Below are 21,981 nucleotides of genomic sequence, written 5' to 3' on the forward strand. Positions count from 1 at the left end.
CATGCCTGCGTCCGAAGCCGAGCCCGGAGCCACCGCCGTAATCTCGGCGCTGGACATCGTGCTCTGGGGCGTCACGCCCTACGTGATGGTCGTTGTGCTGGTGGGCGGCCTGGTCTGGCGGTACAAATATGACCAGTTCGGGTGGACCACGCGGTCCTCCCAGCTCTACGAATCCCGGCTGCTGCGGATCGCCTCGCCGCTGTTCCACTTCGGCCTGCTTGCCGTCATCGCCGGGCACTTTTTCGGCCTGGTCATCCCGATGGCGTGGACCCAGGCCGTGGGGATGAGCCAAGAGTTCTACCACTTCAATGCCCTGGCCGTCGGCGGGATCGCCGGGGTGGGGACCCTGGGCGGGATCATCCTGCTGATCTACCGGCGCCGCACCACCGGGCCGGTGTTCATGGCCACCACCCGGAATGACAAGTCCATGTACGTGGTACTCACCGCGGCCATCGTGTTTGGCCTCTGGACCACCCTCGCGAGCGTTTTCGAGGGCGAACACGGGCACAACTACCGCGAGACGGTGGCCCCGTGGTTCCGCTCACTATTCATTTTCCAGCCGGACATCGCGGCGATGGCGGCGGCGCCCTTTTCCTTCCATCTGCACACCCTGGTGGGCATGGCGCTGTTCGTGATCTGGCCCTTCACCCGGCTGGTCCACGCCTTCACGGCCCCGTTCCACTACCTCTTCCGTCCCTACATCGTCTACCGCTCGCGGGACCGCGGCCGGGACGGCGCCAAGGCCGGCGCCGCCGCACGAAATTCCACTACCGCCGCACGCCGCGGCTGGTCCGCCGTCGGAACCCGCGACCGGGACACCCGGAACCGCTGAGGTGCCTGCGTTCCTGGTGACCCCGCCCCGCTGAATCGAAAGGAAACCACGATGGCCGGAGCTGTCCCGTCCGCAGCCGCCCCGGGCGGCCGGACGCTCAACCTGGTGCTCGCGACCGCCGCCTCCGTGGCGGGGTTCTGGGCATGGAATTCGGTGGCCACGCTGGGGGCCTTCTACACCCAGAACCTCCAGCTCAACCCCGCCACCACGGGCATCCTCGTTGCCATGCCGGTGTTCGTCGGCTCGCTGGGCCGGATCGTCGTCGGTGCCCTCACCGACAAGTACGGCGGCCGCGCAATGTTCAGCTTCGTCCTGCTTGCGGCCATCGTTCCGATCCTGCTGGTGGCACTCGGCGGCACCATCCGATCCTTCGCGCTGGTGCTCGCCGCCGGGCTGGTCCTGGGCGTCGCGGGAACGGTCTTCGCCGTCGGCATCCCCTTCGTTAGCGCCTGGTACGAACCGTCCCGGCGCGGCTTCGCCACCGGAGTCTTCGGCGCCGGGATGGGAGGCACCGCCTTGGCCGCGTTTCTGAACCCGCGGCTGGTCGCCTGGATCGGGTACTTCCCCACGCACCTGCTGATTGCCGGGGTCCTGGCCGTTATGGCCGCGCTGGTCTGGTTCTTGATGAAGGAATCCCCCGGCTGGAGCCGCACCACCGCCCCGGTGCTGCCCAAGCTGCTCGACGCCGCCAAGGCTCCGGTCACCTGGAAGATGTGCTTGCTCTACGCCGTCGTCTTCGGCGGATTCGTATCCTTCGCCACCTACCTGCCCACCTATCTGCGCGATGTCTACAGTTTTGATCCCAGTGCGGCCGGTGCCCGGACGGCCGGATTCGCCCTGGCCGCGGTGCTGGCACGGCCGGTGGGCGGCGTCCTCGCGGACCGGTTCGGCCCCAAGCCCGTGGTGGTGGTCTCGCTCGCCGGCGTCGCCGTGCTGGCATGGGTGGTGAACTTGCAGCCCGACGGCGACGTGCCCGCCGGGCTGACGTTCGTCGCCATGGCGGCGGCCCTGGGCCTCGGCACCGGCGGAGTCTTCGCGTGGGTCGGGGTGCTCGCCCCGGCGGGCAAAGTCGGCAGCATCAGCGGGGTGGTCAGCGCCGCCGGCGGCCTGGGCGGCTACTTCCCGCCGCTGGTCATGGGTGCCACCTACGACGCCGCGACCCACAGCTATTCGATCGGGCTGCTGCTGCTCGTGGTCACCGCGCTCGCGGCGCTGGCGTTCACGCTCTTCGTCCTGCACGGCCGGTCCACGGCGAAGGTCGCGCCCGCCTAGCGGGCCTCAAGTGTCCGTTCGCGCTGGGTCTGCGGGCCTCAAGTGTCCGTTGGCGCCGGGTCTGGCGGGCCTGAAGTGTCCGTTCGCGCCGGGTCAGCCGAAGACCAGGTGAGCCACGGTGAAGATGGCGAGTCCGGCGAGGGCGCCCACCACGGTGCCGTTGATCCGGATGAACTGCAGGTCCTTGCCCACCTGGAGTTCGATCTTCTGCGAGGTCTCCTCGGCGTCCCAGCGGGCCACGGTATCGGTGATCACGCCGGCGATGTCCGCGCGGTAGTTGTTCACGAGGTACCCCGCGGCGTCGCCGATCCACGTGTTCACCTTGCCCGCGAGCTCCGGATCGACCACCAGGCGGGTGCCGAAGTCGTGCACGGCGGCCTTGAACCTGACGGTCAGCTCGCTGTGCGGGTCGTCGACGGCGGCGAGCAGCGCGGCCTTGACCGTGCCCCACGTGCGCGAGGCGAGTTCGCGGACCTCCGGATCGCCCAGCACCTGCGCCTTCACGCCTTCGGCACGGGCGATCATGACCGGATCGTGCTGCAAGTCCTGGGCCAACTCCTTGAGGTACTTGTCGATTGAGAGCCGGACCTGGTGCTTTGGGTCGGCCTGCACCGCGTGGGTGAACTTCAGGATCTCCACGTACACCTTGTCGCCCACCAGGCCGTCCACGAAGTTGGGCACCCAGGCCGGGGAGCGGTCCGTGACCAGCCGGTTGACCGTCTCGTGGTTGTCCCGGACCCAGTCCACGGTGCGGTCCACCAGCAGGTCCACGAGCGCGTGGTGGTGGCCGTCCTCGAACACGCGCTCGGCGAGCCGGCCGACCGGCGGGCCCCACGGCGGGGCCAGCAGGTGCCGGCGGACCATGCCCTCGATGACGGCCTGGACGTCGTCGTCGTTCAACACGGTGAACGCGCCGCGGATCACGGCCGCGCCCTCCTTGGCCACCCGTTCGGCGCCACCCGGGCCGGAGAGCCAGGCGCCGACCTTCCGTGCGACGTCCACGCTGGCCAGCTTCTCCTTGACCACCTGTTCGGAGAGGAAGTTGGTCTCCACGAATTCGCCCAGCGAGGCCCCGATTTGGTCCTTCCGCCGCGGGATGATTGCGGTGTGCGGGATCTTCAGGCCCAGCGGGTACTTGAACAGCGCCGTGACCGCGAACCAGTCCGCGAGGGCGCCGACCATGCCGCCCTCGGCCGCGGCCCGGACGTACTCGAGCCACGGGTACTGCTTCTGCAGGGCGAAGGCCAGCACGAAAATGACCGCCATACCGATCAGCAGCGACACGGCCAGCAGCTTCATCTTCCGCAGCGCGGCGGCCTTTTCGACGTCGGCGGCCGAGAGCCGGTGTCCGGCGCCGGCCGCTGGGACGGCGGGGCGGGCGGTTCGTTCAGTGTTCACCTGCATGTGCCCAGCCTAGCCGCGCATCCGTCACCGACGTCCGCTAACGTGTCAGCATGACTACCGAGGAGCCCGCCGCCGCCCGCCCGCTCGTCTATGCCCACCGGGGCGCCAGCGCAGCCTTCGCCGAGCACACCCGCGCAGCCTACCTGCAGGCCATCGCCGACGGCGCCGACGGCGTCGAATGCGACGTCCACCTCACCCGCGACCAGCACGCGGTGCTGCTGCACGACGCCAATCTTGACCGCACCTCGGACGGCACCGGCCCGGTCGCGGACCGCACCCTGGCGGAGCTGCGGCTACTGGACTTTTGCTCCTGGAAGGGGGCACGGATCCCCGAGGAATACGGCGCCCTGTCCGAACAGTTCCTGACCCTCCCCGAACTGCTGGACATCCTGCGCCTGGCCGGACGCGAGATCGGACTGGCGATCGAGCTCAAGCACCCCAGCCCGTACCAGCTCAAGCTCGAGGACCGGGTCCTGGCGGTGCTTGAGGCCGAGGGCTGGGACCGGACCACCTCGCTGCTGGACAACATCCGGGTCTCCTTCATGAGCTTCAGCCCCGACTCGGTGAAGCACCTGCTGCAGTCCGTGCCGGCTTCGGCCATCTGCCAGCTCGTGGACGACGTGCATGTGGAGGAAATCCGGGAGGAACTGGGACTCGGAGCCCTCACCGGCGGCGCCCTCGCCAACGTCCTGAGGGCCGCCCAAACCGAGGGGGAGCGGATCCTGGACGACGGCGAGGTGGGCCTGGCCGGGCCCGGCATCAGCTACGTCCGCGGGCACACCCGCACGGTCCGGCGCTGGCTGGATTCGGGCCGCCGCTTCCGGGTCTGGACGGTCGACTCGGCGGACGACGTCGACCTCTGCCGGGAACTGGGCATCCAGGAGATCACCACCAACCGCCCCGCCGACGTCCGCGCCCAGCTGCTCGCCCCATTCTGAGCGGCGTTCGGCAACCCTTAGGCAGGCGACACAGCTGTGGACCCTGAAACTGCCCAGCTGGCGAGCAACCTCAGCCGTTCGGCGCTTGGTGAGCCGGGTTCGGCGGTGTAGATCATCAGGACCAGCCCCGGGTCCGCGGTGATGAGGAGCTCTTCGTAAGCAAGCGTGAGCCCGCCGACGACCGGGTGGTTGAACCGCTTCGTGCCGGAGCCGTGGGTCCGGACGTCATGCGAGCCCCACAGCTGCCGGAAGACGTCGCTGCGCGTGGACAGCTCGCCGACCAGGTCGTGGAGGCCTTTGTCGTTGGGGTCCCGGCCGGCTTCGGTGCGCATGATCGCTACGCACATCTCTGCGAAGAGCTCCCAGTCAGGGTAGAAGTCGCGGGACGCGGGGTCCAGGAACTGGAACCGGGCAAGGTTCGGAGTGCGGCCACCGGTGCCGATGAGAGGCGAGTAGAAGGCCCGCCCCAGCTCGTTAGTCGCCAGGAGGTTTTGGTGCTGGTCGCGCACGAAGGCCACCCCGTCAGTAATCGTGCTGAGCACCCAGTGCAGGCTGGGCCTGCTCAAGGCGTTCTTCGAGGGCCGCCGCCGGGGACGTCCGGACAACGGAATTCCGTCGGCAGCGCGGGCCAGGTTGAAGAGGTGCGTCCGCTCGGTGTCATTCAGCTTGAGGGCACGGGCAATGGCGTCAAGCACGGACGAGGAGGCCCCGCCGATGGCGCCCCGTTCGAGCTTGGCGTAGTACTCGACGCTGACGTCCGCGAGGAGGGCCACCTCGGTGCGGCGGAGCCCGGCAACGCGCCTGTTCGGACCGGCCGGTATGCCTGCCTGCTCCGGGGTGATCTTTGCGCGGCGCGACATCAAGAACTCGCGTACCTCGGCTTTGTTGTCCATGCGATGAGGTTACGTCCGAAACGCCGTAGGTGGGGTGCCCTGCCGGTACACCCCTTGACAGTGACTCCCGCCCGGACAGCATCCCCTGTTGACTGGATGAAGATTCCCAGCACAGAACCCGTCCGCCCCCGGCGGCAAGGAGAGTCAATGAACACCACCACCCTTCCGGCGCCGGCCCGGGCAGTTGTTGAAGAAACGAAGCGGCTGCCGCTCGCCGCGCTGGGCGCCCTGGCAGTCATCGGTTTCGTTCTCGTGGCGATGGAGACCATGCCCGCAGGCCTCTTGCCCGCTATCGCCGCCGAAATGGGGACCAGCGAAGGCACCGTCGGGCTGTTCGTCAGCGCCTACGCCCTCGGCACCGTGCTCATCACCATTCCCGCCATCACTCTGACCCGGGGCATGCGCCGCAAGCCGCTGCTCCTGGGCGGGATCCTCGGCCTTGTCCTGGCCAACACCACCACCGCCCTCTCCAATGACGTGACACTGTCACTGGTATCGCGATTCGTCGCCGGTGCGTTCTCGGGAGTCATCTGGGGGATGCTGGCCGCCTACGGCCGGAAAATCAGCCAGCCCTCCCGGGCAGGGCTGTCGCTGGCGATCGTTTCGGTGGGGGCACCCGTCGGATTCGCTCTCGGCACACCCCTGGGCTCCTGGCTCGGCACGACATTCGACTGGCGGTGGGCGTTCGCCGGGCTCACTGCTGTGGCCGTGATCGCTGGGGTCTTCATCTCTGTGATCGCGCCCGACGCCGAGGGGCAGCCCGGCCCTTCGAGACTTCCGCTGCTGCGGGTGTTCCGGATCCCCGGCATCGCCGTGGTCCTGGCCGTCATCTTCACCTGGATGCTGGCCCACAACACCATCTACACCTACATCGCCCCGTACCTGCGGACCACCGGTAGCACCCTCACCGCCGACGTCGAACTTTTTACCTTCGGAATTTCCTCGATCGCCGGAATCATCATCACCGGCGCGCTCCTGGACCGCCATCCCCGCCCGTTGCTGCACGGGAGCGTCGCCCTGTTCATTGCCGCGGCCGTGGTGCTGCTGGTGGGGCACACGCTACTCCCGGCGGTGATCGCGGGGACCGTGCTGTGGGGGGCCACGTTCGGCGGGGCCGCCGCCCAGCTGCAGGCCGCCCTCACGACCACTGGAGGCGCGGACTCCGACGTTGCCAACTCATTCCTGCCGGTGGCGTTCAACCTTGCCATCTTCGGCGCCGGCATCCTCGGCGCCGCACTGCTGACGAACTTCGGAGCCCTGGCGCTGGCGGTCGTGATGATCGTCGCCGGCCTGGCCGCGCTCATGCTGACCATCTACGGGCGCCGCGCCGCCTTCCCGGCCCGCCTCTAGCAGTACCGGCGGGCCCGCCGGCTCGTCTGGGACACCCACCCAAAGAAGGAGAATCATGACTGATCAGCCTAAGCAGCTCGGAGGCGGCCGCAAGATGTTCGGCGACTTAGCCCCGAAGCTTGCAGAGCTCACCGACGACGTGCTCTTCGAGGACGTCTGGAACCGGTCCGAACTCTCCGCGAGGGACCGCAGCCTCATAACCGTCGCCGTGCTCACCGCCGGGGGAAACACGGAGCAGTTGGGCTTTCACCTGGGCCGCGCCGTCGAGAACGGCGTGACCCGGGAGGAGCTCGTCGAAGCCATCACCCACGTCACGCTCTACGCCGGCTGGCCCAAGGGCACGTCCGCCATGAGCGTGGCCAAGCAACTCTTCACCGACAACAACTAAGGAAAATCATGAACATCGAACCCACCGCGCCCACCTCGAAGAACCCGGCAGCTCAGTTTGCCGGCGACGTCTGGCTGGACCCGATCGCCCTGCCCCACGAGCCAGGCCAGACGATGGTCGTCGCGACCGTCCGGTTCGCCCCCGGAGCCCGGACCGCCTGGCACTCCCACGAGCACGGCCAGTACCTTCGGGTGACCCAGGGGGTCGCCCGCTTCGGCGGCCGCGACGGCACGATCATCGAAGTTCACGCCGGCCAGACGCTCTACACCCCGCCCGGCGAGGAGCACTTTCACGCCGCTGCCCCCCGGCTGCTTTATGGAACACATTGCCATGCTCCAGAACGGAGAGGACCCCGCCACCACGACGACATGGGGCGAGCACATCACCGATGACGAATACAACGGCAAATAACAGGGCCAGAGCGCTGCCCGACATTTTCGCTCCCGACGGCCAGGAGCTCGCCGCAAACCTCGCGTAGCGCCGTTGGCCTTGTCTGCGGCTACGCGGCCAGATCCCGGCGCCGCCAGCCGAGGTACCCGAGCGCGGCCAGCCCTGCGGCGACGGCCGTGAGTGCGACCAGGGCGGGAACCGCGTCGCCGTCCACCGGCAGCAGCGGTGAGTGCCGGAACGGAGAGAGGTCCATCAGCCATCCGGGGGCATTCCAGAGCACGCCGAACTCGCCGAGCGCCACAAAGGCCAGAAGTACGCCCCAGACCGCCCCGGCCAGCCGGGGCAACCAGCCGAAGACGGCCAGGGCGACGCTGGCGAGCACCCACGCCGCCGGAACCTGCGCGAGCGAAGCGACGGTGGACCGGCCAACCAGCTCCGGGTCCTGCAAGGCGGCGGCGGCGCCGACGCCGATCGACACCCCGGCCAGCACCATCAGCACGGCAACCCCGGCCAGCGCGAAGGCGTAGTGGCTGCTGGCCCAGCGGGGGCGCGTTGCGGCGGTACCCAGCAGTGCCTCGGTATGCCCCGCGGACTCCTCGCTCCGCAGATGGTTCACCGCCGCCACACCGTAGGCCGCGGCCAGGAGTCCCATGATGCTGATCTCCGCGGCCAGGAAGGCGTCCCGCAGCGCGGCGGCGCCGCCGATCAGCTTGATGAGGTCCTGGGCGTTGGGGGAGCTGAGCATTTGCTCGACGTTGCTGACCAGGGACCCGACCACCACGCCGAAGACGATGAAGGCCACCGCCCAGGCCAGCCACACCCGGTACTGCAGGCGCACCGCCAGGGCCCAAACCCCGGTGAGCGAACCCACCGCCGGACCCGGCCGCTCGTCCCGCAGCCCGGCACCCAGGTCCCGGCGCGCGCGGAGGGCAAAGGCCGCCGGGATCAGCAGGACACAGAGCGCCACCGGCAGCGCCAGCACCCACCAGCGGTCACCGGCAAACGCCCGGATCTGCTGGTTCCAGCCGATCGGCGAGAGCCAGGAGAGCACCGACGGGCCCGGCTCGGCAAGGTCTCCCACCGCCCGCAGGCCGTAGGTGACGGCGATGACGCCGACGCTCAGTCCGGTGGCGGCGCGGGCGCTCGCCGTCAGCTGCGCCGCGACGCCGGCCACGGCGCTGAACGCCATCCCGGTGGCGGCCCAGCCCAGGCCGAAGGCCAGCGAACCGGCGGCCGGCAGACCGCCGGCAGCCAGAGCGGCGGCGGACAGCAGCCCCACGCCCAGGCTCGCCCCGAAGCCGATGCCGAGGGCGGCCGCCAGCGCCGCGTCGCGCCCCAGCCGGCCGCCGCCGAGGAGTTCCAGGCGTCCGCTCTCCTCATCGGCCCGGGTGTGGCGGATGATGAGGATGACCATCAGGACAGCGAGGATGGCGGTCATAAAAGCGGTGTACTTGATCAGCGAGAGCGCCCCCAGCGACGCGGGATCGTAGATGCGCCCGAACATCGCCACCATCGAGGCGGTGGCATTCAGCGCGTTGGCGGCCTCGATGCGGCTGCCGACGTCCGGGTAGAGGTCCGCGCCGGCCAGTGCCGTCGAATAGGCCACGACGGCGAAGCCGAGGATCCAGACCGGCAACAGCCAGCGGTCCCGCCGCAGCCCGAGCCGAATCAGTATTCCGGTGCCGGCCAGCGTCTCAGGCATTGCCGGCCCCCGGGGCGGCGGCACCCGGACCGCCGGAGCCTGCTGCGGCCGAGCCGACGGCGTCGGAGCCGGCCTCCCTGGCTCCCGTACCGTTCCCGGAGCCGCCGTTCCCCGATCCATAGTGCCGCAGGAACAGGTCTTCCAGCGTCGGCGGCTGGCTGGTCAGCGAACGCAGCCCCGCGGCCGTCAGGGCCTGCAGGAAAGGTCCAAGCGCTGTGGGATCCACCTGGGCGCTGATCCGGTGGTTGGCCACCACCACATCGTGCACGCCGGGCAGCAGCTCCAGCCCGTGCGGCACGGCACCGACGTCGGCCGTAACGGACGTGCGGGTCAGGTGCCGCAACTGCTCAAGGGGCCCGGACTCCACCACCCGGCCGGCCCTGATGATGCTGACCCGGTCGGAGAGCGCCTCCGCTTCGCTGAGGATGTGGCTGCTGAGCAGCACCGTGCGGCCCTGCGCCCGGAGTTCACGGACGCAGCCGCGGAACGCCTCCTCCATCAGCGGATCCAGTCCGCTCGTGGGCTCGTCCAGCAGAAACAGCTCGGCGTCGGTGGCCAAGGCGGCGACCAGCGCCACCTTCTGCCGGTTTCCTTTGGAGTAGGTCCGGGCCTTTTTGGTGGGATCCAGCTCGAAAAGCTCCAGCAGCTGGTCCCGCCGCGCCCGGTCCTGGCCGCCCTGCAGCCGGCCGAGGAGCTCGATCACCTCACCGCCGGTCAGGTTGGGCCACAAGGACACGTCGCCGGGAACGTACGCGAGCCGGCGGTGCAGCGTGCCGACATCGCGCCAGGGATCCAGCCCCAGCACCCGGATGGATCCCGCATTGGCCCGCAGCATGCCCAGCAGCAGCCGCAGGGTGGTGGACTTGCCGGACCCGTTGGGGCCCAGGAAGCCGTGCACTTCGCCGGCGGCCACCTCGAAGTCCAGGCCATTGAGGGCGGTCACAGCCCCGAAACGCTTCACGACGCCCGTCATCTGCACGACACTGCTCATAGTCACCAAGGTACTCCCGGGCGCCTCTCCCGAACCCCCTGCGGAAAGTCCCGTTTTCGGCGCCCGCGGGCGCAAAGCCTGCGCAGGTTACGGCCTTCGGTTACCGGGCGCTCCGCGGCTGTGGTTGCATGGTTCCATGCCTTTCCGCTGGTCCCCCCGGGCAACCCACACCCTCTCCGCGGCAGCCCTGAGCGGGCTGTTGCTGGCCAGTGCGGCAAAACACTTCCGTGACCCAGGGTTTTTCGCCCCGGTGGTCCCGGACTACCTCTGCCGGGACGACTCCGGCAGCCGGCGCAACGGGCCCCTCGCCGTGCTGTCGCGGGAGGAATGGGTGGCCGCGAGCGGGCTGCTGGAGGCCGGCGCCGCCGTCGGGCTCCTGATCCCGCCGACCCGGCGCGTGGCCGCAGGGTGCGTGGCGGGCCTGTTCACCGCCTTCCTCGCCGGACACCTCGCTGCGCTCCGCACGGCGTACGGACCCGCCGGCACGCCCGTGCAGCGGCGCGTCCACACCCTGCGGCTGCCGCTGCAGGCCCCGCTCATCGCGTGGGCGTGGAGCCTGTCCAGGCCGGCCCCGAAGCGCCGCAGGTGAAGCTCGCGCAATCCCCGGCCGTCCGCGTCGGACTCTCCATCAGCATCGCCACCGGGCTCTACGGCGTGTCCTTCGGGGCCCTGTCCGTGACGTCCGGGCTCGATTTCTGGCAGACCATGGCGCTGAGCCTGCTGCTCTTCAGCGGCGGCTCGCAGTTCGCCTTCATCGGCGTGGTGGCCGGCGGCGGCTCGGGCGTCGCGGCGATGAGTGCGGCCACCCTGCTGGGTATGCGTAACGGCATCTACGGCATGCAGCTCAACGCCCTGCTCCGGCCCCGGGGCTGGCGCCGGTTCGCCGCGGCGCACGTGACCATCGACGAATCGACCGCCACCAGCACCGGCCAGACCGACCCGGCGGAGCAGCGCCGCGGCTTTTGGACGGCAGGGATCGGCATCTTCGTGCTGTGGAATCTGTTCACCGCCGTGGGCGCGCTGGCCGGGGTCGCGCTCGGCGACCCGAAGCAGTGGGGGCTCGACGGCGCCGCGGTGGCGGCGTTTCTTGGACTGCTGTGGCCGAGGCTCAAGGGCCGTGAACCGGTCGCGATCGCCGTCGTCTGCGCCTTGGCCACCGTCCTGGCCGTGCCGCTGGTGCCGGCCGGGGTGCCGATCCTGGTCGCCGCGGCCGTAGCCGCGGTGGTGGGCTGGTTCAGCCATGGCCGTAGCGACGAGGGTCTTGAGCCCGACGTGGACCCGTACGCGGAGCAGCATCACGGCCATGGAAGCGGCCGCGCTCCGGGGGAGGCCTCATGACGCTCTGGCTCTGGCTCCTGCTGTCCTGCGTGCTGGCCTACGCCTGGAAACTGGTGGGGTATCTCGTGCCGGCCAGCGTGCTGCGCAATCCCCGGATGTCCCGGATCGCCGGCACCATGACGATCGGCCTGCTGGCGTCCCTTACCGTCGTGAACACGGTGGCGTCCGGACAATCGCTGGCACTGGACGCCCGGCTCGGTGCCCTCGCCGCGGCCGCCGTCGCACTCGTGTTCCGCGCGCCGTTCCTGGTGGTGGTCCTGGCCGGCGCCGGTGCCGCGGCCGGGCTGCGGCTGCTCGGCTGGAACTGACCCGCAGCGCTCAACGGTCTTTAGCCCTTAGCGCGCCCGGGCGGTCGGTGGGAGCATTGGAAGATGACCGACAGTGATGTTCCGAACCGCGCTGCCCCCGAACCGGCGGACAGGGCCGCCGCGGGCCCGGACACGAGCCCGGACGCGAATCCGGAGGCCGCCGGCAGGGTGCACCATGCCAAGCCGCACGAGCACTTCGTATCCCCGGGTGCCGAATCCACCCGGGAGCTGCGTGAGATGGCCCGGCGCCGCCGCGAGGCCGAAGAGAAACTGCAGCAACACCTGCAGGAGGCGGCACAGCACGGGCACGGCACAAAGGAAAAGCCGGCCCAGGAAAAGCCCGCCACGCAGGATTCGCCGCCGGGCGCCGATCAGCAAGGTCCGGCCTCGGACTGACGTGACCGGCGGCTGGTCGTTCCCAGTCGTCCCGGTCAGACGGCGGCGAGGAACGCCTGCACGCGTTCGAGCAGAAGTGCTGCCGCCTCCGGGTCGTAGGCATCGAGCGAGGGGGCGTCCGCGGGGGCGGCTACGCTGGGGCCGGGTCGGCAGCCCTAGTCGCCGTCGACCGTGACAATGATCTTGCCGCGGGTGTGCCCCTCCATGTTGAGCCGGAAGGCATCGGCAGCCTGGGCCAGCGGGTAGGCGCGCGCCACCTCAACCCTCAGCTTGCGCTCGTCGACCAGGGTGGCGAGCTCCTGCAGCTCGGAGCCAACCGGGTTCACCCACATCCAGGTGCCGCCGTGCTGCTCCACCTCGCTGTCCGCGATGGAGGCGTGCCGGCCGCCGTCGGCCAGCACGGTCAGGGTGGCTTCGAGGTCGCCGCCCACGAAGTCCGCCACGACGTCGACGCCGTCCGGACGTAGGGCCCGCACCCGCTCGGCGAGCCCGTCGCCGTAGCTGACGGGTTCGGCCCCGAGCGACCTGAGGAAGTCGTGGTTCTTTTCGGAGGCGGTCGCGATCACGCTGGCGCCGAGGGCCGCGGCGATCTGGATTCCCAGCGACCCGACGCCGCCGGCGCCGCCATGGATCAGCACCGTCTCGCCCGCTTTGACGCCCAAGCGGGTGAGGACCTGGTAGGCGGTCAATCCCGCCAGGGGAAGGCCGGCGGATTCGTTCCAGCCCAGCGACGCGGGCTTGCGGGCCAGGAGCCGTTCCGGCAGGGCGATGTATTCGGCGAAGCTTCCGCCGTGGACGTAGTCCTTGCGGCCGTAGGAAATGACCTCGTCCCCGGCCTCGAAGTGCGGCGCGTCGATGCCCACGGACTCGACCACCCCGGCCACATCCCAGCCGGGAATCGCAGGGAACTGCAGATCCATGGCCGCATCGAGGTAGCCGGCCATGATCTTCCAGTCCACCGGGTTTACCGACGCCGCCTTGACCTTGACCAGGACCATGCCCGGCCCGACCTTCGGCAGGGGTTGCTCCGTCAACTCGAGGACGTCCGGGCTGCCGTATTCGCTGTAAGTGATTGCCTTCATGCAATCCACAACGGCTGCTTCGCGGGCGCTATTCCGCGGAGCGCCCGGGCGTGGGGCACCTCACCGGGCGGCGCCGAGCCCGGCCAGCTTCAGGATGAGCCCCAGCCCCTCGGGGGTGCCGGGCCAGTGCCGCGCCACGGCCTCCTCGCCCGCCCGGGCAACCACGGAGCGCAGCACCAGCGCGACGATGACGACGTCGTCCGCGTAGCCGATGACGGGCAGGAAATCGGGCACCAGGTCGATCGGCGAGAGCAGGTAGGCCAGCAGCAGGGCGAGCCGGACGCGGACCCCCACCGCCACCGTGCGGTCGGCCAGCAGCCGGCGGATCAGCCGCAGCAGGTCCGGCAGCAGCCGCAGGGCATCCTTCATGGTGACGGTCTCGGGGTGCCGCCGTGCGTAGCCCCAGAGCAGCACCAGCAGCACGGCATACAGCAACAACAGGCCGCCGAGCACGCCGGCAGCGGTTTCCCAGGTCATAGGACCAACGTTACGTGGTGCCTAGCCGCTGCCTAGCCGCTGCCGAAGCCGACGCCGAAAGCGGTGCCGTACACGGTTCCCGGCAGCAGCGACTGGGGCGGCAGCGGGCGCTCGGGCCGCTCGGCGCGGATGGCGTCTTCGAGCAGCGCGACCGGGCGGCGCCAGGCGTCCGAGCCGGCCTCCATGGTGTCCACCACACCGATCAGCATGGCCAGCAGCCGGATCATGTCGGTCATCGAGATGTCGCTGCGCAGCGTGCCCTGGCCCTGGCCGCGGCCCAACAGCACGGCCACCGACTCGATCAGGTCCCCGGTGATCCCGGTAAGCACACCGCGGCGGCCGGCCACCGCGCCGAGGAGGTTGGCTTCGTCGCTGGCCACCCCCATCAGTGCGTCGACCACGCGGAACAGGCCTTCCGTTGCGTCTTGGCCGGCCAGGGCCTCTTCGATGACCGGGTTGACCCGCAGTTTCAGCTGCTGGTGCAGGGCTGCGAGGACCAGCTCCTCTTTGTCGGCGAAGTTCCGGAACAGGGTTGCGGGGCCAACCCCGGCGGTGACCGCGATGGTCTGCAGCGGGACTTCGGGGCCGTGCTCGCGGAAGCATTGGCGGGCCGCGGCAATGATCTTATTCACGTTGCGCGCGGCGTCCGCGCGCAACGGCCTGCGGTCTACTCCCCGGTTCATTTGCTCAGGGTAGCAACGCGGAGGTGGAGGAAACCTGTTACCGGCGGGTACGCCGCTTTGTGACGTGTCAGGCCGCGGATCCGGCCCCGTACGACCCCGCGGGGCATGGCAGACTGGAGCCATGTTGCTTGCATTTTCTGTCGCACCTTCAGGCCGCCCCGCCGACGCTCCCGCCGGATCCGACGCCGACGACGCCTCGGTCCACCACGCCGTTGCCGAGGCCGTCCGGATCGTCCGCGAATCCGGCCTGCCGAACCGGACAGACTCCATGTTCACCACGATCGAGGGGGAGTGGGACGAGGTGTTCGACGTCGTGAAACGGGCCACCCACGCCGTGGGCCGCTACGGAAGCCGCGTCTCCCTGGTGATCAAGGCCGACATCCGCCCCGGCTACACGGGCGAACTGACCGGAAAGCTCGACCGGCTGGAGAAGGCCCTGGGCGAGTAGCCCGGGCGGCGGGGAGCTCGGCCTGGGCATCGGCGGTCGCGCCGGCCCTACCGCCCTGGCCCTACCGCACGGCGGGCCCAACTGGAAGACTGGCCGCATGATCGAGCACCAGCCCACGTCCCGCTGGATCGCCGTCGAGGAGTACCTCTCCGGCGTCGTGGTCCGGCCCGATCAATCGCTGCGGCACGCGGTGGAAGCCGCCCTTGAGGCGGGGATGCCGCCCATCGAGGTCGCCCCGAACGCCGGCAAACTGCTTAAGCTGCTGGTCCGGCTCTCCGGCGCCCGCCGGGTCCTGGAGATCGGCACCCTGGCCGGGTTCAGCACCATCTGGATGGCCCAGGGCCTGCCCGACGGTGGCCGGATCGTCACCTGCGAATACCTCCCCCGGCACGCCGAGGTGGCCCGCGCGAACCTCGACCGGGCCGGCCTGGGTCACCTCGTGGACGTGCGGGTGGGCGCTGCCCTGGACACGCTGCGCGAACTGGAAACCGAGGATGCCGGGCCCTTCGACTTCGTGTTCATCGACGCGGACAAGGAAAACAACCCGCAATACCTGGACTGGGCCATCCGGCTGGGCCGGCCCGGCACCACGGTGGTGATGGACAACGTGGTCTGGGAGGGCGCGGTGCTGGAACCGGCACTGGACCCCGTCAACGCCCCGGGGATCGTCGCGGCCCTGCAGATGATGGGGGGGGACCCGCGGCTGGACGCCACCGTGATCCAGACGGTCGGGTCGAAGGGCTGGGACGGCTTCGCGCTCGCCCTCGTGAGAGATAGCGCTGCGAGATAGCGCTGTGAGGTGGCCTGTGAGATCGCGCAGTGACGGTGCAGACTGGCACCGCGGCGGCCCGGACCGCTCAAATGCTAAGTATGCTTAGATTTACCCGGCGACGGCTTCGACCGACAGCCATTGAAACGACCAGCACCAGGCGCACTTCGCAAAGGACACAGGCCACCGAATGAACGCGACCCAGGAGACCCGCCCTCCCCGCGCCGTGCGGATCAGCTCCACCCCGGATGAACTTGCCGGGCTCGGGCCGCTGCTGGAAACCGCCGCTGCCGGCGTAGGGGACGTCCCGGCCCTGCTGGCCCTTGCCAAAGATCTGGGGGAGACGGCCCCCAAGCCCGGTTCCGGCCGGACCGCTCTCCTCTGGGAGATCCTCGCCTCGGTCACCGCCGTCGACGTCGCCGCCGGCCGGATCCTGGAACCGCACCTCGACGCCGCCGCCATCCTCGCCCAGGCAGCGGGGGCCGGGGGCACGGTCCCGTTCGACGGGACGTGGGGAGTCTTCGCCGCCGAGGCGCCGGGGCTGAAGCTGGACGCCAAGGAGGCAGGCGGCGCCGTCGTCCTCCAGGGATCCAAGCCATGGTGTTCGATCGCCCCGCAGCTCGACCATGCCGTGCTGACAGCGCACCTTGACGGCGGCGGCCGCGCCGCCTTCGCCGTCGACCTGCACGCCGCCGGGGTCAGCTTCGCGGACCCGCACTGGACCAGCCGGGGCCTGCGCGAAATCCCCAGCGGCACCGTGCACTTCGACGCCGTCCCGGCCGTGCCGCTCGGCGGCACCGGCTGGTACTACCAGCGTCCCGGCTTCGCCTGGGGCGGCATGGGGGTCGCTGCCTGCTGGCTCGGCGGCGCCGTCGCCGTGGCCCGCAGCTACGCGGACGCGCTCAGGACGGCGGCCGACGGCGGCCGCGAACCGGACCAGCTGGCCCTCGCGCACCTCGGCGAAATCGACCGCACGCTCTCCGGCCTCCTGCACTACCTCGCCATGACCGCAGCCCGGATCGACGCCGGGGAACTCTCCGGACCCGGCGCATGGAGCGAGGCGCTGCGCGTCCGCGGCAGCGTGGCCGCCGCCGTCGACCGCATCCAGGCGCTGGTGGGCCAAAACCTCGGGCCCGGCCCGCTGGCTTTCGACGAACCCTACGCCAAACGCATAGCCGACCTCTCGCTCTACGTCCGCCAGCACCACGCCATGCGCGACGACGCCCAACTCGGCGCCCTGACCTTCAAGGGGGACCACCCATGGTGAGCTTCACGCACAACGACGCCGGGACGCCCGAGGCCGACTGGGCACGCAGCGGCGTGGCAACCCTGCCGGAACTGCCGCTGGACGCCGCGGAACTCGCCGCCACGGCGTTCATCGTCCTGGCCGCCCACCCCGACGACGAATCCCTGGGCGCCGGCGGACTGATGGCCCGGCTGCACGGGTTTGGCGCCGAGGTGCGGGTACTGCTGTGCACGGCCGGGGAGGCCTCGCACCCCGAGTCGCCCAGCACCACGCCCGAACGGCTGTCCGCCCTGCGGCTGCGGGAGTTCGACAGTGCGCTGGGCCGGCTCGTCCCGGACGCCGAGTGGCGGTACCTCGGGCTGCCGGACGGAAAGCTTTCCGGGCGACGGGAGCAGGTCCTGGCCGCCATCCGCGAGGCTGCGGCCGCGACCGGCCGGCCGGCGGACCGGATCGTCCTCGTGGCGCCATACCGGCACGACGGCCACACCGACCACGACGCGCTGGGCGCAGCGGCGGCCGAGGCAGCCGCCTCAGCCGGGTACGGGCTGCTGGAGTACCCGGTCTGGTACTGGCTCTGGGCCGGCCCCGGGGACCCGGCCTGGCAGCCGTGGCTGCGGCTCCCGCTGACCCCGGCCGAGGAGCAGGCCAAGGCGCAGGCAATGGCGGCGCACACCTCGCAGGTCCGGGCACTGTCGGACCAACCGGGGGACGAAGTGCTGCTCCCGCCCGCGTTCCTGGAACACTTCTCCCGGCACTGGGAAACCTTCGCCTGGCGGGCGCCCGCTCCGGCCGCGGGCAACCGCCCGGGCTATGCCGCGGCCGACGCCGAGGGGCTCTTCGACGCCGTCCACGCCCGGGACGAGGACCCCTGGGACTACACCACCAGCTGGTATGAGCACCGCAAGCGCGCGCTCACGCTCGCGGCGCTGCCCGCCCGGAGTTTCACCGCCGGGCTTGAGATCGGCTGCTCGATCGGCACCCTCAGCGTCGAACTCGCTGAACGGTGCCGGAGCTTCCTGGCCGTCGACGCGAGCAGCGCCGCCCTGGCGCACGCCGCCCGGCGGCTCGCGCACCTGCCCGACGCGCGGACCAGCCACCTCACTGTTCCGCAGGACTGGCCGGAGGGGGCCTTTGACCTGATCGTGGTGTCCGAGGTGGGCTACTACCTCTCGCCCGAGGAACTGGCCGCGCTGTTCGACCGGGTCGAAGATGCCCTGCTGCCCGGCGGCGTCCTGGCGCTTTGTCACTGGCGGCACCCGATCGACGGCTGGGAACTCGACGGCGACACCGTCCACGCCGCGGCCCGCCGGCAGCTTCGCTGGGCCGACGCCGGCCTCTACCGGGAGCGCGACTTCGTGCTGGAAATCCTCCGCGCCCCGGAGCCGCTCCCGTGAGCGGTCCGTCCGCGGCGGCCAGGACCCCGTCGCGGCGGCCCGGCATCGACGCCGTCGCCGTGGTCATGCCTGCCCACAACGAGGACCAGCACATCGGGCGGGCGCTGCGGGCGGTGCAGCGCGCTGCCGACGAGCTGCAGCGCCAGCGGCCCGAGATCGCCGTTTGCGTCACGGTGGTTCTGGACAGCTGCACCGACAGCACCGCCGCGATCACCGCCGGATACGTCGACGCCGACCCGCGCTTCAGTGCACTCGAGGTCCGGCTGCGCAGCGCCGGCGCGAGCCGGGCGGCGGGTGTCCGCAGCGCCGTGCTTGGCGGCCGTCGGGCCCCGGGTCAGCGTTCCGGGCCGGCGCCGTGGCCGGGCCGGACCTGGCTGGCCAACACCGATGCCGATTCCCAGGTTCCGGAGAACTGGCTGGTCCGGCAGCTCGAGTTCGCCGAGGCGGGCGCCGACGCGGTGCTGGGCTCGGTGGAACCGGACCCCGTGGGCATGGATCCGGAACTGCTGCGCCGCTGGCTGGAGCGCCACCCGTTCGAGGAGAACCACCCGCACATCTACGGCGCCAACTTCGGCGTCCGGGCCTCCGCCTACCTGGCCGCCGGCGGCTTCTCCAAACAGGAATCGCATGAGGACCGCACGCTCGTCCAGGGCCTGCGCAGCCTCGCCTTCACCGTCCTCGCCACGGACAGCATGCGGGTGCTGACCTCCGGGCGGACCCAGTCGCGGGCGCCCCAGGGCTTCGGTGCGTACCTGCGTTCGCTCGGCCGGCAGCGGCCGCCTGCCGCCACCGGCAACTGAGGCAGGGCCCGGCAATCGAACCGGTGGGGCGTAACCGCCGGCGGCCCCCGGTGACCTTTGGCCCTAACCAGCGGCGCTGCGCCGGAGCATCCTCGGAGGCATGACGCACCTGGGCAGTGCCGGGGTTAGGTGCTGCGCATGACGGGCGGCGGAGGGTGAACCCCGCCGCGGCCGGGCCGCTGCCAGGAATTTCCGGACTGAGCTCGGCGGAGGCTGCCCTGCGTCTGGAGCGCGCCGGGCCGAACCGGCTGCCCGAGGTCCGGGCCGTGCCGGGATGGCGGCGGCTGCTGGCAGAGCTGAGCCACTTTTTTGCCATCATGCTCTGGGTGGCGGCCGTCCTCGCCTTCGTCGCCGGGATGCCGCAGTTGGGCGTCGCCATCGTCGTGGTTATCGTCGTTAACGGGGTCTTCGCCTACATCCAGCAGGAGCGCGCCCAGCACGCCGCCGCCAAACTGCGCGAGCTGCTGCCCGCCATGGTCTCGGTCCGGCGGGACAACCGCATCGTCACGGTGCACGCCACCGAGCTGGTGCCCGGCGACGCCGTCGTGCTGGTTGCCGGAGACCGGGTGCCGGCGGACCTCCGGCTGGCGCTGGCCGCTGGCTGCACGGTGGACGAATCGATGCTCACCGGGGAGAGCGAAGCGGTGACGAAGGCCGCCGGCGACACCGTGTTCGGTGGAACCTTCCTGGTCATCGGCACGGCCGAAGGCGTGGTGGCCAGCACCGGGGGACAGACCAGGCTCGCCGAGATCGCGTCGCTGACCGGCAAGGTCGAGGCGCCGCCGAGCCCGCTGGCACTGGAACTGCAGCGGATTGTCCGGATTGTCGCCGGCGTGGCACTGGGCATCGGCGCCCTGTTCTTCATCCTCTCGCTGCTCGTAGGCATCTCCTGGCGCGATGCGTTCCTCTTCGCGATCGGCGTGGCAGTGGCGCTTGTGCCCGAGGGCCTGCTCCCCACCGTCACGCTCTCGCTCGCCATCGGCGCGCAGCGGATGGCTGCGCGCAACGCCCTGGTGCCCAACCTGCAGGCGGTCGAGACGCTCGGCTCCACCACGTTCATCTGCACCGACAAGACGGGAACCCTCACGCAGAACCGGATGAACGCCGTCGAGGTCTGGACGCCGTCGGGGCTGCTGGGCATCACCGGTACGGGCTACGGGCCGGAAGCCCAGGTCTCCGGGGAAGGCGGCGCGGACGCCGGGGCGGCGGCTTTCCAGGCGGGGCAGCGGCTCAGCGCCGCCGCCCGTGCCGCCTCGGTGGGCCGGGCGGTGCCCCGCGACGGGCAGTGGATCGCCGAGGGCGACCCGATGGAAGCCGCCATCGACGCGCTCGCCACCCGGCTTGCCGGCCCCGGCGGCAGGGCGGAGAATCCGACGCCGTCGCACCGCTTTGCCTTCGATCCCCGCCGGCTGCGGGAGTCCGCCATCGTCGGCCCCACGCTCTTCGTCAAGGGTGCCCCGGAGTCCGTGATCCCCTTATGCGAGGACGGCGCCGACCGCGCCCTGCAGATGGTGGACCAGATGGCTTCGCGCGGGCTCAGGGTCCTTGCGGTCGCGCAGCGGAGCCTGCCGGGCCTGCCGGGCGCCCGCGTCAAGCCCGAGGACGTGGAGACCGGGTTGACGCTGCTGGGGCTGATCGGCCTGCACGATCCGCCCCGCGCGGAGGTGCGGCTCTCGCTGCAGGCGGCCCGCGAGGCCGGCATCAAGGTCGGCATGGTCACCGGCGACCATGCCTTCACGGCCGCCGCCATTGCCCGCGAAACCGGCCTGATCGGCTCCCCGGAGCTGGTGCTGGAGGGCCATACGCTGCCGGAAGACGATGAGGTCCTGGCCGCGCTGCTGGACCGCGACGGCGTCGTGGTCAGCCGGGTGACGCCGGAGCAAAAGCTCCGGGTGGCCCGGCTGCTGCAGCACCGCGGCCACGTGCTGGCCATGACCGGCGACGGCGTCAACGACGGCCCTGCCCTGCAGCAGGCGGACATCGGCGTCGCCATGGGCCGCAGCGGCACGGACGTGGCCCGCGAGGCGGCGGACCTGGTGCTGCTCGACGACGACTTCGCGACGATCATCGCGGCCGTGGAGCAAGGCCGCGCCACCTACGCGAACATCCGCCGCTTCCTGACCTACCACCTCACGGACAACGTCGCAGAGCTGACGCCGTTCGTGTTCTGGGCCCTGTCCGGCGGGCGGTTCCCGCTGGCGCTGAGCGTGCTTCAGATCCTGGCTCTGGACATCGGCACCGACCTGCTGCCGGCCCTGGCCCTCGGCAGCGAGGCACCCAGCAAGGGGGCACTGAAGCGGCCGCCGGAACGCCGGCACCTGATGGACCGCGCCCTGATGTTCCGGGTGTTCGGGCTGCTGGGCCCGGTGGAGGCCCTGATGGAAATGATCGCCTACACCGCCGTGCTCTTCGGCGCCGGGTGGAGCCCCGGGGCGGAACTGCCGCCGTCGGATGTGCTGATGGCCGCCTCGGGCGCCGCATTCACCACCGTGGTCCTGGGCCAGCTCGCCAACGCCTTCGCCTGCCGCAGCGCCACCGCCCCGCCCTGGCGGCTGGGCTGGCTCACCAACCGCCTGCTGCTCTGGGCCGTGCTGGCTGAGCTGGGCCTGCTGGCGGTCTTCCTGTTCCTCGGCCCACTCGCGGCGCTGCTGGGCCATGCCCCGCCGACTCCCGGGGGGCTGGCCGTGGCCCTCGCCGCGATTCCCGCCGTCCTGCTCGCCGATTCGCTCTACAAGGCGGCCAGGCACCGCGGGCTGGCCCGCGCCGCCTAGCCGTGCGCGCCCTGGCCAGGCGCCGCCTCGCACCGGCACCGCCTAAGAGGTCCAAAGCCTCTGACCCCGCGCGGCGCCGGGCAGCAGGATCGGACCATTGGCGGACGAA

The 21,981-nt window shown here is 70.9% G+C and carries 21 protein-coding genes and 2 pseudogenes; 16 read left to right on the forward strand and 7 right to left on the reverse strand.

Annotation, left to right across the window (positions count from 1 at the left end; genetic code table 11):
* Nucleotide 1 precedes the first annotated feature (1 nt).
* Nucleotides 2-832: a respiratory nitrate reductase subunit gamma gene (narI, locus tag FFF93_RS01070; RefSeq protein ID WP_138767713.1), complete on the forward strand. Its 831-nt coding sequence runs from the start codon at nt 2-4 to the stop codon at nt 830-832.
* A 51-nt stretch (nt 833-883) separates the two neighbouring features.
* Nucleotides 884-2,104: an MFS transporter gene (locus FFF93_RS01075; RefSeq protein WP_138767712.1), complete on the forward strand. Its 1,221-nt coding sequence runs from the start codon at nt 884-886 to the stop codon at nt 2,102-2,104.
* A gap of 93 nt (nt 2,105-2,197) precedes the next feature.
* On the opposite strand, the gene FFF93_RS01080 is transcribed toward FFF93_RS01075, so the two are convergent.
* Complete coding sequence (locus tag FFF93_RS01080; RefSeq protein ID WP_138767711.1) at nt 2,198-3,508, reverse strand: DUF445 domain-containing protein; 1,311 nt, start codon at nt 3,506-3,508, stop codon at nt 2,198-2,200.
* 50 nt (nt 3,509-3,558) lie between these two features.
* On the opposite strand from FFF93_RS01080, the gene FFF93_RS01085 reads away from it, so the two are divergent.
* A complete protein-coding gene (locus FFF93_RS01085; RefSeq protein ID WP_138767710.1) occupies nt 3,559-4,446 on the forward strand; it encodes a glycerophosphodiester phosphodiesterase family protein in 888 nt (295 codons plus the stop codon).
* A gap of 17 nt (nt 4,447-4,463) precedes the next feature.
* Here the strand turns inward: FFF93_RS01085 and FFF93_RS01090 are convergent, their stop codons facing one another.
* Nucleotides 4,464-5,339: a helix-turn-helix transcriptional regulator gene (locus tag FFF93_RS01090; RefSeq protein WP_138767709.1), complete on the reverse strand. Its 876-nt coding sequence runs from the start codon at nt 5,337-5,339 to the stop codon at nt 4,464-4,466.
* Nucleotides 5,340-5,486: 147 nt separating this feature from the next.
* Here FFF93_RS01090 and FFF93_RS01095 point away from each other — a divergent pair, with 147 nt between their 5' ends.
* The 3 genes and pseudogenes from FFF93_RS01095 (at nt 5,487) to FFF93_RS01105 (ending at nt 7,488) form a co-directional block, all read left to right on the forward strand.
* A complete protein-coding gene (locus FFF93_RS01095; RefSeq protein WP_138767708.1) occupies nt 5,487-6,689 on the forward strand; it encodes an MFS transporter in 1,203 nt (400 codons plus the stop codon).
* A gap of 55 nt (nt 6,690-6,744) precedes the next feature.
* Nucleotides 6,745-7,077: a carboxymuconolactone decarboxylase family protein gene (locus FFF93_RS01100; protein WP_138767707.1), complete on the forward strand. Its 333-nt coding sequence runs from the start codon at nt 6,745-6,747 to the stop codon at nt 7,075-7,077.
* Between the two features lie 8 nt (nt 7,078-7,085).
* A pseudogene (locus tag FFF93_RS01105) lies at nt 7,086-7,488 on the forward strand (cupin domain-containing protein).
* An 88-nt stretch (nt 7,489-7,576) separates the two neighbouring features.
* Here FFF93_RS01105 and FFF93_RS01110 read toward each other — a convergent pair.
* Together FFF93_RS01110 and FFF93_RS01115 are read right to left on the reverse strand one after the other, a co-directional pair.
* Nucleotides 7,577-9,169: an ABC transporter permease gene (locus FFF93_RS01110; RefSeq protein WP_138767706.1), complete on the reverse strand. Its 1,593-nt coding sequence runs from the start codon at nt 9,167-9,169 to the stop codon at nt 7,577-7,579.
* Nucleotides 9,162-10,160, reverse strand: a complete 999-nt coding sequence (locus FFF93_RS01115; protein ID WP_261375236.1) for an ABC transporter ATP-binding protein — start codon at nt 10,158-10,160, stop codon at nt 9,162-9,164. The genes FFF93_RS01110 and FFF93_RS01115 overlap by 8 nt, the downstream gene beginning before the upstream one ends.
* 136 nt (nt 10,161-10,296) lie before the next feature.
* Between FFF93_RS01115 and FFF93_RS01120 the strand changes: the two genes are divergently transcribed.
* The 4 genes from FFF93_RS01120 to FFF93_RS01135 all read left to right on the forward strand — a co-directional run bounded on the left by FFF93_RS01120 (nt 10,297) and on the right by FFF93_RS01135 (nt 12,202).
* Nucleotides 10,297-10,749, forward strand: coding sequence for a hypothetical protein (locus FFF93_RS01120; protein ID WP_138767705.1), 453 nt, complete (start codon nt 10,297-10,299; stop codon nt 10,747-10,749).
* Nucleotides 10,746-11,498 carry an AzlC family ABC transporter permease gene (locus FFF93_RS01125; protein ID WP_138770277.1) on the forward strand — a complete coding sequence of 251 codons (753 nt, stop codon included), beginning with the start codon at nt 10,746-10,748 and terminating at the stop codon, nt 11,496-11,498. The genes FFF93_RS01120 and FFF93_RS01125 overlap by 4 nt, the downstream gene beginning before the upstream one ends.
* Nucleotides 11,495-11,806: an AzlD domain-containing protein gene (locus FFF93_RS01130; RefSeq protein WP_138767704.1), complete on the forward strand. Its 312-nt coding sequence runs from the start codon at nt 11,495-11,497 to the stop codon at nt 11,804-11,806. Before FFF93_RS01125 ends, FFF93_RS01130 begins: the two co-directional genes overlap by 4 nt.
* 63 nt (nt 11,807-11,869) lie before the next feature.
* Nucleotides 11,870-12,202, forward strand: coding sequence for a hypothetical protein (locus FFF93_RS01135; RefSeq protein ID WP_138767703.1), 333 nt, complete (start codon nt 11,870-11,872; stop codon nt 12,200-12,202).
* A 155-nt stretch (nt 12,203-12,357) separates the two neighbouring features.
* Here FFF93_RS01135 and FFF93_RS01140 read toward each other — a convergent pair whose 3' ends face one another.
* From FFF93_RS01140 to FFF93_RS01150, 3 genes and pseudogenes are all read right to left on the reverse strand, one after another.
* Nucleotides 12,358-13,284 carry an NADP-dependent oxidoreductase gene (locus tag FFF93_RS01140; protein WP_138767702.1) on the reverse strand — a complete coding sequence of 309 codons (927 nt, stop codon included), beginning with the start codon at nt 13,282-13,284 and terminating at the stop codon, nt 12,358-12,360.
* Nucleotides 13,285-13,460: 176 nt separating this feature from the next.
* Nucleotides 13,461-13,542, reverse strand: a pseudogene (locus FFF93_RS17215) (YkvA family protein); the annotation flags it as partial.
* A 251-nt stretch (nt 13,543-13,793) separates the two neighbouring features.
* Complete coding sequence (locus FFF93_RS01150) at nt 13,794-14,444, reverse strand: TetR/AcrR family transcriptional regulator (RefSeq protein WP_138767700.1); 651 nt, start codon at nt 14,442-14,444, stop codon at nt 13,794-13,796.
* A 121-nt stretch (nt 14,445-14,565) separates the two neighbouring features.
* Between FFF93_RS01150 and FFF93_RS01155 the strand changes: the two genes are divergently transcribed.
* The 6 genes from FFF93_RS01155 to FFF93_RS01180 all read left to right on the forward strand — a co-directional run bounded on the left by FFF93_RS01155 (nt 14,566) and on the right by FFF93_RS01180 (nt 21,872).
* Nucleotides 14,566-14,892, forward strand: coding sequence for a thiamine-binding protein (locus tag FFF93_RS01155; RefSeq protein WP_138767699.1), 327 nt, complete (start codon nt 14,566-14,568; stop codon nt 14,890-14,892).
* 97 nt (nt 14,893-14,989) lie between these two features.
* Nucleotides 14,990-15,682: an O-methyltransferase gene (locus FFF93_RS01160; RefSeq protein ID WP_138767698.1), complete on the forward strand. Its 693-nt coding sequence runs from the start codon at nt 14,990-14,992 to the stop codon at nt 15,680-15,682.
* 169 nt (nt 15,683-15,851) lie between these two features.
* Nucleotides 15,852-16,928 (forward strand): acyl-CoA dehydrogenase family protein, encoded by a 1,077-nt coding sequence (locus FFF93_RS01165; RefSeq protein ID WP_138767697.1) that lies wholly within the window; start codon nt 15,852-15,854, stop codon nt 16,926-16,928.
* Nucleotides 16,922-18,301, forward strand: coding sequence for a bifunctional PIG-L family deacetylase/class I SAM-dependent methyltransferase (locus FFF93_RS01170; protein ID WP_138767696.1), 1,380 nt, complete (start codon nt 16,922-16,924; stop codon nt 18,299-18,301). Before FFF93_RS01165 ends, FFF93_RS01170 begins: the two co-directional genes overlap by 7 nt.
* Complete coding sequence (locus FFF93_RS01175) at nt 18,298-19,101, forward strand: glycosyltransferase (RefSeq protein ID WP_315851467.1); 804 nt, start codon at nt 18,298-18,300, stop codon at nt 19,099-19,101. The genes FFF93_RS01170 and FFF93_RS01175 overlap by 4 nt, the downstream gene beginning before the upstream one ends.
* 155 nt (nt 19,102-19,256) lie before the next feature.
* Complete coding sequence (locus tag FFF93_RS01180) at nt 19,257-21,872, forward strand: cation-transporting P-type ATPase (RefSeq protein WP_138767695.1); 2,616 nt, start codon at nt 19,257-19,259, stop codon at nt 21,870-21,872.
* Nucleotides 21,873-21,981: the final 109 nt, after the last annotated feature.

It is taken from the genome of Arthrobacter sp. KBS0702 (genome assembly GCF_005937985.2).
Classification (GTDB): domain Bacteria; phylum Actinomycetota; class Actinomycetes; order Actinomycetales; family Micrococcaceae; genus Arthrobacter.